A 12,671-nucleotide genomic window follows, 5' to 3' on the forward strand; every position below is an offset into this window, starting at 1 on the left:
TCCTTGACCATAGAATATATAATCAAGAGTGGGGAAGTGTATTACAACATATTGATTCAAGTGATTTATATAAAGAAACTGCATTGACTAGTGATCGTGGTTGGGCAAATGATACAATTGCTGATGGATGGCTGATTGCAATAGCCAGAAGAGAGCGATTTACAATCGTAACAGATGAAACAAAGAATGCAAATATAAATAGAATTAACCCTTCTAAAGCTTGTAAAATTCCAGATATTGCATCTGATTTAGGAGTCCGATGTATAACGATGTTGGATTTTTTTAAAGAGATAGGATTAAAAATATAGAAAACCATTAATATTAACGATTGCTTTTAGTTGATGATTTAGCTCGAATTTTTTTGAAAAATTGATATCATCGATTTCAAATTTGTTGAAATCAACTGAAATTTTTAAAATGTTAATTGCTGGATGCGTTGTGAGTTTATTCGCTTATAAATACAGTAAAACTAGCAAAGAGTAAAAAATCTAAACATATATATAAAGAAGTACTCAAAAATGATTCTTTTTTGAGTACTTCTTTTTTATGTATTGATATCTTACTTCTCTCGCAGCTTTTCAACTAGAAATACGCAACCATACCACTATTCTATTTTCGAGATAACTGTTCACTAATCAAACGATTCGTCACTTCAAACGCCGTAGTGATGTTCTTTCGCTCTTCCCTAGAAAGTACTTTTCCTGAGAAGGTTAAGTTAGGTTCTTTTTTTAGGAAATCAAGAAACTTTGCCATTTGTTTAGAAATATCTTTTTGACTGCTATTTCGATAGTCTAAGAAATTCTTTTGCAAATCAGGGATAGCTTCGGTTTGATTATCAAGAATTAAATCTGTAGACACATGAAATATTTCTGCTAGTTTTAAAATCTCGGTATCTCTTAACGGTCGCTCGCCTCGTTCAATTCTGCCGAGAACATTTTTATTAAGGTTCATTAGCTTTGCCAGATGCGCTTGAGAATAATTTTTACTTTCTCTGAGATTAATCACATTTTCCCCTATTCTTGAGGGTTCGTATAAGTTCTCTCGTTGGGACATAAATTCTGCACCTCTCATACCGGTTTTATAAAAGCGTATCACAGAATACAAAATAGGTATGTTTTGTATATAAAATAGATTTTACCGTTTAAATATCTATTTTGTTGTGATAAAATAAGTTGTATACAAAATAGATACGTTTTTAATTAAACCTTTTATAGGTTAAAAATAGAAATGAGACTATGCGCTGAGAAATACATTCGATCAATATATTTCCATGGGAATCAGCTGTTGCCAGTTACTTTTTTATCATGAGTTGTCAAATCAATCAGATAATGCAAGTCCATATACAACACTAATTTTTAAACTTACCAAGGAACTTCATGATTAAGGTAAAGTTCAATAGAATATGCTCATAGTCACGAACTGGAGAAGAGTTTCATCACACACCTAAGACTTTCCTAACAGCACCATAAAAACTTTGATCGATTATAGCATGTGAAAGAGGAAGGAGGACTTTTCTATACGTTACCACTTTATTTTCAGACAAAGTTTGCGAGAAAGGCTTAGGCTTTATTTGATTTTTAACTAAACAATTACTAAGGAGGAATTTATATGAGAAAAAGATTGTGTTTACTAGGGGTAGTTTGTTTTGTCAGTATCATGTTTCTATCGGCTTGTTCCAATGAATCAAATCAAGGGGAGTCTGGCAGTAACGAAGGAAAAGTTTCGCTAACCATGACAGCCTGGGGAAATCCCGCAGAACAAGAAGTATATCAGCGAGCGATTGATGCCTATATGAAACAAAATGAAAACGTATCCATTGAGCTGATTCCTGCTCCTGGTGATACGTATACGCAGCAATTACTCACGCAGTTGCAAGGAAGTCAAGCTCCTGACTTATTTTATGTAGGGGAGGTGCAAATGGCGCAACTGATTGCGACGGGGCGATTGATTGAATTGACAGATTTCTTGGAATCAGAGGATAGCTATGTCAAAGTTGATGACTTTGCCTCAGGAATCTGGGGACCTGCTCGAAGAGGGGAGCAAATCTACGGTGTTTCTGTCGATTCGAATCCGATGTTGTTGTATTACAACAAAAAGGTGCTGGAAGAAGCAGGACTTGATCCTAACGAACCACAAAAATTATATGAATCTGGAAATTGGACTTGGGATAATTTCCAAAAGATAAATGAGACGGTCACTGCTAATGGAAAATATGGTCATGTCCTAGAAAATGGTGCGCATCACTACTTCAGTTGGCTGTGGTCAAATGGGGGAGAAATGTATGGGGACGATGGTTCGTTTATTTTACCTGAAAATGAACGAGGAATAGAAACCTTTGCTTATTTGACGAAAAATGTAGTTGACGGGAATTTCACCTATGCCGGGGCTTTGCCAGAGGGGCAAGGTGGGGACGCCATGTTTATGTCCAACCAAACAGCCTTTGTGTCAGCAGGGCGATGGTTTACACCAATGTTCAGCGAAAATGAGGCATTAGAATTTGATTACATTCCATATCCTACTAACACAGGTGAACAAATCAAGCCTAGCTTTATTGCAACCGCGTATTTAGCAGTAGGTGATCATTCAAAAAATAAAGAAGAAGCGTTGCGCTTTCTATCCTACTATACTTCGGAGCAAGGACAACGGGATCGGTTAGAAGATGAAGGGAATGCTGTTCCTTCTGTGACGACAGCAGATGACATCATTGAAAATGCTACGATACCTGAGCATGCCAACTATTTAATCGATGCCAGAGATATCGGTAAAGTAGAAGATAAACAGGCATTGGTTCCAGGACTAAGTGATCAATTAGAAAGTATTCTGGATCTACTCTTCTTAGGGCAGTTAGAGCTTGATGAAGCTGTAGTACGTTTGGAAAACACAGCCAATGAGTTGATCGAAGCCAATCAACCGTAGCAATACTTATTGGATGAGGAGGTGGTAGGATGAGGAAAAGCACAACAAAATGGGCCTGGTTATTTCTAACGCCACAATTAGTGGGGCTCATCATTTTTTCTCTGATTCCAGTGGCAATAGCAATTGGCTTGAGCTTTATGTCATGGGATGGATTTGGTGCTCGGACATTTGTAGGGATTCAGAATTATATCAATCAATTTGCCAATCCTGATTTTTGGACAGCAACATACAATACATTGCTCTATACCTTATTCACTGTTCCGATCGGTCTGAGTTTGGCACTGGTATTAGCGGTCGTTTTGAATAAACGTACTGGAAAAAATGTGTATCGATTGTTCTTTTTCATGCCGGTTGTGACAAGCTCAGTCTCTGTGTCCGTCATGTGGATGTGGATTTTAAATGGTGATATTGGGATATTGAATCAGGTATTGGGGATGATCGGTATCCAAGGACCTAATTGGCTGACGGACACTCGGATCGTGATGCTATCTATCGCTATGTTAAGCATCTGGTGGCAACTAGGTTACAACATGGTAATTTTTTTAGCAGGTATTCAAAATATCTCCAAATCCTATTATGAGGCCGCTGAAATGGATGGAGCCAGTAAGTTGCAGCAATTTTTTAAAATCACCTTACCGATGCTTTCACCAACGACATTCTTTCTATCCATTATGGCGATTATTAGTTCGTTTCAAGTGTTTGACCAAGCGTTTGTTCTTACTCGAGGGGGTCCGGGGAAAGCCAGTTATACACTTGTTTATCACATTTATCAGCAGGCCTTTATTGATTTTCGTTTTGGGTCAAGTTCAGCAGGTGCGGTTATCCTATTTGTAGCGATTTTGGTTCTTACATTGATTCAATTTTATGCGCAAAAAAGGTGGGTTCATTATGAAGAATAAGAAAATTAGCGTAGGCAAATTGTGCTTACACGGATTACTAGCAATCGGTTCTTTTTTGATGGTCTTTCCTTTTCTCTGGACGATCGGTAGTTCCTTAAAAAACATGACACAGATTTTTGCAATACCACCTGTTTGGTTCCCGAATCCGATTGTTTGGCAAAATTACCTTGATTCATTGCAAGCGATGCCTTTTGGTCGCGCCTATTGGAACAGCTTCTACATTACGATCATCGTCGTTGTTAGTCAGCTTTTTACTGGATCGATGGCTGCTTATGCTTTTGCAAAGTTGAAATTTAAGGGCTCCGAGGCTCTGTTTCTGCTATTTTTAGCGACAATGATGATTCCTAAGCAAGTCACCATGATTCCATTGTATTTGATTATGGACAAGTTAAGTTGGTTAAACACGCATTTGCCATTGATCATTCCTGGTGCTTTATTTAACGCCTTTGCAGTTTTTTTATTGAGACAATTTATTCGAGGAATCCCCAAAGAATTAGAAGAGGCGGCAGTGATGGATGGTGCGAGCATCCCGCGTATTTATTGGAGTGTCATATTACCATTGATCAAACCGGCGCTTGCAGCCATGACGATCTTTATCTTTATGGGCACGTACAATAACTTCATGGATGCATTGATTTATCTTTCAACGCCTGAAAAATTCACGGTTCCTTTATTGCTAAATAACTTTAAAGGACTCTATGTGACAAATTGGTCTTACATGATGGCAGGTGCCACGATTTCTGTGATTCCAATTATTCTGGTCTATTTGTTCGCCCAAAGCTATATTATTGAAGGAATCACATTGACAGGGATCAAGGGATAGATAAAAAGGATGATTAGTAAACGAAAATCAATCAACTGGCACAGTATCTAGAGTGGATAATGAAATTTGCGTACCTCAACATTCTCTGGCTAGGGTTTACCCTTTTAAGCGGTGGTCTCTTTGGATTTTTTCCAGCTACGATGACTAGCTTCATTCTGTTAAAGCGCTTCGTCGTTGAGGGTGAAACCGAATGGACAGCGCAGGACTTCTTTAGTTGCTATAAAAAAGTATTTTTTCGTAGTAATAAATTAGGATGCATCTGTTGGTTGATTCTCGGCAGCTTAGGGATCAATTTTCACATAGTTTTAACCTCCGAAGAGCCGCTGTTTATCGGTCTACGCATTCCCATACTATTAGCGATTATTGGTACTTTATCCATGCTTGTCTATGTGTTTCCTATCAGTGTTTATTGGGGAAGATCGATGTGTCAGACCTTTTTTTCGGCAGGATGCTTTGCACTGACATTTCCAGTTCAAACAGCCAAGGTCTTGGCTTTGCTTATTTTCATAGCGTGTATAGGGTTTCTTTTTCCGATGTTTCTGTTGTTCTTTTCTGGAAGTGTATCAATGTATCTAGTGTTGAAAAATTATGTCTTGTTACAGAAGAAAATAGACAAACAATCGATGGAGTAAATGTTATCAATAGGAAAATAGAAGATGGATTTTTCGAGAAAATATGAAAGAGATTGAGAGGAACAAGTATATGGTTAAAATTACATTTATTGGTGCAGGAAGTACGATATTTGCAAAAAATGTGTTGGGGGATGCGATGCTGACCCCAAGTTTATCTGAGGCTGATATTGCATTATACGATATCAATGAACAGCGGCTTAGAGAATCGGAGCTAATGTTGAGAACTATCAATAAAAATGCCAATCATGATCGGGCAAAAATCCGAACCTATCAGAATCGCAAAGAAGCTTTAACCGACGCAGATTTTGTCATTAATGCAATCCAAGTAGGCGGCTACCAGCCATCTACAGTGATTGATTTTGAGATTCCCAAAAAATACGGTCTAAGACAAACCATTGGTGATACCATGGGGATCGGTGGGATTTTCCGTACCCTACGGACATTGCCAGTGATGCTAGAGTTTGCAAGAGAAATGGAGGAGGTCTGCCCTCAAGCTTGGTTATTAAATTACACCAATCCAATGGCGATGTTGACGATGGGGATTTTGAAAGGAACGAAGATTAAAACTGTTGGACTCTGTCATAGTGTGCAAGTTTGTGTGTCAGAGTTGTTTAAGCAACTTGGGATTTCAGAACAATATAATGCTGATGAATTTCAGTGGAAGATCGCCGGGATCAACCATATGGCTTTTTTACTGGAATTGACAAAAGACGGGAAAGATTTTTATCCAAAAATCAGAGAACTAGCAGCAGCAAAGCCACATCCTCATCAAGATTCGGTGCGTTTTGAATTGATGAAACGTTTTGGCTATTACATTACAGAATCCAGTGAACACAATGCAGAATATCATCCTTACTTTATTAAAAAATTGTACCCAGAATTAATCGATAGTTTCGATATTCCACTAGATGAGTATCTACGCCGCTGTGAAGATCAGATTAGTGACTGGAATCAGATGAGGGAAAGTATTGTTATGAATGGGGAATTAACCCATACTCGCAGTAATGAATATGCGTCATATATTATGGATTCAATTGTAACTGGTACTCCTTCTGTTATCGCAGGGAATGTTTTGAACAAAGGTCTCATAACCAATCTTCCTGAAGACTGTTGTGTCGAAGTTCCCTGTTTAGTGGACAAGAACGGCGTTCAACCAACCTATGTAGGTCAACTACCTACCCAGTTAGCAGCGTTAAATCGAACAAACATCAACGTACAAGAATTAACAGTCGAAGCTGCATTGACGTTGAATCGGTCGAAAATCTATCAAGCAGCTTACCTAGATCCGCATCTTTCTTCGGAACTCTCGCTAGAAGCAATTACTTGCCTAGTAGACGAATTAATTGAAGCCCATGCAGGTTATTTGCCAGAGTACAAATAGAGAAAGTTCGGCTTTAGTCTATGGTTATGTTGCTGGAAGTTTATAAAAAGAAGCGAACTCAAAAATTGTAAAATAATTTTTGAGATTCACTTCTTTTTTTTGTTATATTAGGAGTTATGGCACAAAGATGTTCACTTTGTTGATGAATTTTTTTTGTACTTGCGTAGAAAATGGTCCAACACAAAAAGTTCGTTCAATAGAAAACCTGAGAAATTTTAGACCGAATCTTTCTTTTAATACTAATCTGAAATGATACGAAAACAAGTACTTCGTTATTTAATCACAGATCATTCATATGCAAAAGCATTTCGTAGCTGAATGTTGAGATTGACTAAGTATGGGGCTGCTATAGGAGGAAAGCGCAAGCATCTCTATATAAAACTTGATTACTTGAAAAAAAAGCTTTGTATTGATTTGGAGTAAATTCACAATTTTTTTGAATATCTTTAGTTTTCCAAGATTCCCCTATAAAGCTCATCTAACAGCTCCTAACCTTATATACATTTACATATCTAACTCTTATCTTTTCGCTTTTAGTTAGTTAAAAAGCGAAAAATAAATGTGAATCCGAGCTATTTTTAAACAATTAACCAGATAATCTTCCGATTGGAACGGTTAAACAGTGAATGATTGATAGAAAAGAGATTAGGGAATGCAAGTTGTGATAAGTAAACTCATAAAAGAAGAATGCTAGAAAAGTAGAGAAAAATAGGATTAATGAAATAATCGAGATCCTTATTTTTTAACAATTTTCGAAAACCATAAATGAATTGAAGGAAGCTTAGTGTGGGTGAAAGAATAATTACAAAAAAATATTGACTTAAAAAAATGGCTATGGTAATCTATAAACGAAAATAGTGGGAACGTTTCCAAAATGAATCTTCGTTAAATTTTTATTTTTTTAAACAAAAATGGAAACGTTTCTAAAATGTATTGGGAGGAGATCGAATTGGAAAAGACATTGGGACCAGGTGGTGAGATAAGGGCGGTACAACGGGATAAAAAAAATATCTCGAAGTGGGAAAAATTAAAGAAACAGTTGCGGCGTGATAAGTGGATGTACTTGTTGCTCTTACCAGGTATCATCATGACGTTTATCTTTAAGTATGTGCCAATGTACGGTGCTGTGATTGCATTTAAAGACTATAATCCTATGCTAGGAATTTTGGAAAGTCCTTGGGTAGGACTTGATCACTTTAGGGAATTTATTAGTTCACCAAATTTTACGCTTTTGCTGAGCAACACATTAAAAATTAGCATTTATGGTTTATTGTTAGGTTTTTTTCCACCAATTATTTTAGCACTGAGCTTGAATCAAATTATCAATAAAAAAATAAAACAGAAAATCCAGTTGATTCTATATGCGCCGAATTTTATCTCAGTAGTTATTATCGTGGGGATGCTGTTTTTGTTCCTATCCGCAAATGGACCTATTAATGGGTTAGTAGAAAAGGTTACGGGGCAACCAATTATGTTCATGTCTAATCCAGCTTATTTCAGAACGATTTATATTTTATCTGGAATTTGGCAAGGAATCGGCTGGTCATCCATTCTTTACACCGCGACGCTGGCGGGAGTCAGTACCGATTTATATGAGGCAGCAAATATCGATGGGGCAAATATTTTACAAAAGATTTGGCATATCGATTTGCCTGCATTGAGGCCTGTGATGGTGATCAGCTTCATCTTGGCCGCCGGCGGTATTATGAATGTAGGATATGAAAAAGCCTACTTGATGCAAACTTCAATGAACATCCCTGCCTCAGAAATCATTTCCACTTATGTATACAAAGTCGGCTTGCAATCAGGTGATTATGCCTACTCTGCTGCTGTTGGTCTGTTCAATATGATTATTAATGTCGTTTTATTACTGATTGTCAACAATATAACCAAGCGGCTAAACGATGGTCAAGGCTTATAATGAAAGGAGAAAATTATGAATAGTGCTTTATCAAAAATCGACCGTCAAATCTTATGGTTGAATCGAGTGATTGTAACTTTTTTAGTCGTCATCACCATTGTTCCTCTGATTTATGTACTGGTAGCTTCTTTTATGGACCCAGCTACTTTGATCAATAAAGGTATAAGTTTCAATCCGAAAGATTGGACAATACAAGGATATCAACGGGTATTTGCAGATGATTCCATTTTACGCGGTTTCGTAAATTCGTTGTTTTACTCTTTTAGCTTCAGCTTATTGACTGTATTTATTACGATGATCACTGCGTATCCTTTATCTCGACCTAACTTGGCTGGGAAAAAGATTATTATGACTTTTTTTGTCATTACAATGTTCGTTGGTGGCGGCTTGATACCTACCTATTTATTGGTAAAGAACTTGGGCATGTTAGATAGTGTATGGGCGATTATCATACCAGGTGCTATAAATGTGTGGAATATTATCTTAGCGCGTACCTATTTTAGTGCTTTGCCAAAAGAACTTTCTGAAGCTGCTACTATCGATGGCGCCAATGACTTGCAAATACTGTTCAAAGTCATGCTTCCATTAGCTAAACCAATTATGTTCGTATTGTTTTTATATGCCTTTGTTGGGCAATGGAACTCATATTTTGATGCCATGATTTACATCAAAGATCCCGACTTACAGCCGTTGCAACTCGTATTAAGAAATATTTTGATCCAAAACCAACCCTCACAAGACATGGTGGGAGCCAATACAGCCATGGCAGAAATGAAACAAATTGCTGAGTTGATTAAATACGCAACGATCGTCATTTCTAGTCTGCCATTAATCATAATGTATCCTTTCTTCCAAAAATATTTTGATAAAGGTGTTTTAGTTGGTTCCGTTAAAGGGTAAGTATTGTTCACTATTTGTATGAATAAAAATTATAAAGGAGATTTTAAGATGAAAGCAAAATGGATGCTGCCAATCGTTTTTACTTCCGTACTAATTTTGGGGGCTTGTGGAGGCTCAAAAGAAAAGAGTACATCAAGCCCTGATTATGAACTAGAAAATGTCTCTTTTCCATTGAAAGAAAAAGTATCTTTAAAAATGATGTCTCAAAGTGCCCCTTTGGCTCCCAATGATCCTAATGACAAATTTATTTTCCAACGGTTAGAAGAAGAGACCAATCTCCATATTGATTGGACAAACTACAGTAGTGATTTTGCCGAAAAAAGAAATTTGGATATCGCTAGTGGGGATTTACCAGATGCCATCTTCAACGCCGCTGCAGGTGACTATGATTTATTAAACTGGGCGGAAAGTGGCGTTATTGTACCGATTGAAGATTTGATCGAAGATTATATGCCAAATCTGAAGAAAATTTTTGATGAAAACCCCGAATACCGACAAATGTCTACTGCACCTGATGGTCACATTTACTCTATGCCTTGGATTGAAGAATTAGGCGAAGGAAAAGAGTCGATTCATACAGTAAATGGGATGGCTTGGATCAACAAGGAGTGGTTGGATAATTTGGGTCTTGAAATGCCGCAAACCACTGATCAGTTGATGACTGTGTTGGAGGCGTTCAAGACGCAAGATCCAAATGGTAATGGTGAAGCAGATGAAATTCCTTTTAGCTTTATTAACAATGGAGGAAATGAAGACTTAAAATTTTTAATGGGGGCATTCGGTCTAGGTGATAATGATGACCACTTAGTCGTTGATAACGATGGCCAGGTACAATTTACTGCTAACAAAGAAGGGTATAAAGAAGCCATCAAATATTTCAATGAAATGAATAATAAAGGTCTTATTGATAAAGAGGCTTTCGAACAAGATTGGAATACGTATGTTGCCAAAGGAAAAGAACATAAGTATGGCGTGTATTTTACTTGGGATAAAGCAAATATCACGGGTGCAGATGATAGTTATGACGTCTTGCCAGTCTTAGCGGGACCAGATGGAACGAAACACGTTACTCGTACGAATGGCATGGGTTTCTCAAGAGATCGTTTCGTAATTACTAGTGCGAATAAAAACTTGGAACTTACAGCTAGATGGATAGATAAAATGTATGAACCGTTACAGTCTGTCCAAAATAACTGGGGAACCTACGGTGATGAAGCACAGGCCAATATTTTTGAATTAAAGGATGGTATGTTAAAACATTTGCCTTTAGAGGGGACAGCACCGGGGGAACTAAGACAAAAAACCGAAGCTGGAGGACCATTAGCAGTTCTTGATTCTTATTACGGCACAGTCACTACTATGCCAGATGATGCGAAGTGGCGTTTAGATTTAATGCATGATACGTATTTGCCATATATTACGGAAGACAATATCTATCCACGTGTCTTTTTAGAAAAAGAAGATACAGACCGATTAGCAAAAATTGAAACAGATATGTGGGATTACATCTATCGCAAAAGAGCAGAGTGGATCACCGGCGGTAAAATCGATGAAGAATGGGAAGAATACCTTGCTGAATTGGAACGTGTAGGTTTGGAAGAATGGATTCAAATAAAGCAAACTGGCTATGATAATTTTTTGAAGGGAGCACAATAAGTGTTAGTAGAAGAAACGGCGATTTTGGATAAAGCAAATCGATTTATTGAAATGATGCGAGGAAAAGTTAACCCTCAGTATCGACAAAACTATCATTTTTCCGCACCCATCGGGTGGATAAATGACCCCAATGGGTTTATATATTACAAAGGGCATTACCATCTCTTCTATCAATACTATCCTTACGATAGTCGATGGGGGCCCATGCATTGGGGACATGCGCGCAGTAGTGATTTGGTCCATTGGGAAGATCTACCAGTAGCGTTAGCCCCAGATCAACCTTATGACAGCGGCGGGTGTTTCTCAGGAAGTGCAATTGAAAGAGACGGAAAACTATATTTATTTTATACAGGCTGTCAAGAAATTGATGGTATTAGCCATCAGCATCAATGTTTGGCGGTCTCTGAAGATGGTATTCATTTTAGCAAATACAATGGTAATCCTGTGGTAGCAGAAAAACAGCTAGGTGAAAATGGGCTGATACAAGAATTTCGTGATCCTAAAGTAATTGTTCACAACGATGCTTACTATATGGTAGTAGCTACTAAATCTACACAGTCTACTGGTAGAATAGTGATGTTTCAATCGTCAGATTTGTATACTTGGCACTTTTACTCTGTGTTGCTAGAAGGGACTTCAGAGCAAGGAATAATGTGGGAATGTCCTGATTTATTCCGTTTAGACGGACGAGATGTCTTAATCATGTCTCCGATACAAATCAAGAAGAACGGACTGGAATATCATAATATCAGTTCTACCATGGCTTGTATTGGTGAGGTAAACTGGGGAACAGGTCAGATGATAGTTGATAATTTCCATGAAATGGATTTTGGAATGGATTTTTATGCACCACAAACAACAACAGATCATAATGGTGGACGGGTGATGATTGCTTGGATGCAGATGTGGGATCGTACATTGCCTACACATGAGTTAGGCCATCTTTGGGCAGGCTCTATGAGTTTGCCCCGAGAGTTAAGAGTGAAAAAAAATCGATTGGTACAAAAACCCATCTCAACTGTATATAGTCATTTAGTTTATCAACAAGGCAGTGAAAATATCGCAGTGACTGACACATCAGTCGTATTTCGAAACGCACTGTCGGATTCTTCATATTTACATCTAGTCGCAGATTTGGAGAAAGCAGAAGTTTTTACAATTGAATTACTGCGGTCTAAGACGGATTGTCTCAAACTAACTTATGACACTGCTAAACAGGTTTTTGAATTGGATCGTCAGAAACTAGGAAGAGAGCTTACAGGGGCGGAAGAAGAATCTCTGAATGTCCGAAAAGTTGAAGTACCTTTGATTGATAATCAGCTCGTTCTTGAGATTTTTAGAGATACCTCATCAGTTGAAGTCTTTATTAATGGTTTAGAAGTTATGACGGCTACTTTCTATGAGCTGGAAAAAGCTCGAGATATCTTGTTTCATTCGATTGGAGAAAGTCGTATTCAAGCTTTTGAAACAGCGAGTGTGAAATAAATGTTTGATTGCTTAGGCGGTGTATCAATTATTTAATAGGTTTTGAAGGATAATATTT

General features: G+C 37.6%; 11 protein-coding genes. 10 read left to right on the top strand and 1 reads right to left on the bottom strand.

Annotated elements, in window-relative coordinates:
• Positions 1–308 (top strand): DUF4411 family protein (locus A5870_RS00450; RefSeq protein WP_176277847.1); only part of this gene is annotated, 308 nt, incomplete at its 5' end.
• A 301-nt stretch (positions 309–609) separates the two neighbouring features.
• On the opposite strand, the gene A5870_RS00455 is transcribed toward A5870_RS00450, so the two are convergent.
• Positions 610–1,053, bottom strand: coding sequence for a helix-turn-helix domain-containing protein (locus A5870_RS00455; RefSeq protein ID WP_242595939.1), 444 nt, complete (start codon positions 1,051–1,053; stop codon positions 610–612).
• Between the two features lie 555 nt (positions 1,054–1,608).
• On the opposite strand from A5870_RS00455, the gene A5870_RS00460 reads away from it, so the two are divergent.
• The 9 genes from A5870_RS00460 to A5870_RS00500 all read left to right on the top strand — a co-directional run bounded on the left by A5870_RS00460 (position 1,609) and on the right by A5870_RS00500 (position 12,613).
• A complete protein-coding gene (locus A5870_RS00460) occupies positions 1,609–2,916 on the top strand; it encodes an ABC transporter substrate-binding protein (RefSeq protein WP_086291480.1) in 1,308 nt (435 codons plus the stop codon).
• A gap of 29 nt (positions 2,917–2,945) precedes the next feature.
• Positions 2,946–3,815 carry a carbohydrate ABC transporter permease gene (locus tag A5870_RS00465; protein ID WP_086291481.1) on the top strand — a complete coding sequence of 290 codons (870 nt, stop codon included), beginning with the start codon at positions 2,946–2,948 and terminating at the stop codon, positions 3,813–3,815.
• Positions 3,805–4,638, top strand: coding sequence for a carbohydrate ABC transporter permease (locus A5870_RS00470; RefSeq protein WP_086291482.1), 834 nt, complete (start codon positions 3,805–3,807; stop codon positions 4,636–4,638). The genes A5870_RS00465 and A5870_RS00470 overlap by 11 nt, the downstream gene beginning before the upstream one ends.
• Before the next feature lie 59 nt (positions 4,639–4,697).
• Entirely contained in the window at positions 4,698–5,270 is a 573-nt protein-coding gene (locus A5870_RS00475; RefSeq protein ID WP_086291483.1) for a YesL family protein, read from the top strand.
• Between the two features lie 70 nt (positions 5,271–5,340).
• Positions 5,341–6,651 (top strand): alpha-glucosidase/alpha-galactosidase, encoded by a 1,311-nt coding sequence (locus A5870_RS00480; RefSeq protein WP_086291484.1) that lies wholly within the window; start codon positions 5,341–5,343, stop codon positions 6,649–6,651.
• A gap of 928 nt (positions 6,652–7,579) precedes the next feature.
• Positions 7,580–8,572: an ABC transporter permease gene (locus tag A5870_RS00485; RefSeq protein WP_005233042.1), complete on the top strand. Its 993-nt coding sequence runs from the start codon at positions 7,580–7,582 to the stop codon at positions 8,570–8,572.
• 15 nt (positions 8,573–8,587) lie between these two features.
• Positions 8,588–9,472, top strand: a complete 885-nt coding sequence (locus A5870_RS00490) for a carbohydrate ABC transporter permease (RefSeq protein WP_010748894.1) — start codon at positions 8,588–8,590, stop codon at positions 9,470–9,472.
• Between the two features lie 48 nt (positions 9,473–9,520).
• Positions 9,521–11,128 carry an ABC transporter substrate-binding protein gene (locus A5870_RS00495; RefSeq protein WP_086291485.1) on the top strand — a complete coding sequence of 536 codons (1,608 nt, stop codon included), beginning with the start codon at positions 9,521–9,523 and terminating at the stop codon, positions 11,126–11,128.
• A complete protein-coding gene (locus A5870_RS00500; RefSeq protein ID WP_086291486.1) occupies positions 11,129–12,613 on the top strand; it encodes a glycoside hydrolase family 32 protein in 1,485 nt (494 codons plus the stop codon).
• The last annotated feature ends 58 nt before the right edge of the window (positions 12,614–12,671 follow it).

The organism is Enterococcus sp. 2G9_DIV0600 (genome assembly GCF_002140615.1).
Taxonomy (GTDB): domain Bacteria; phylum Bacillota; class Bacilli; order Lactobacillales; family Enterococcaceae; genus Enterococcus_D; species Enterococcus_D innesii.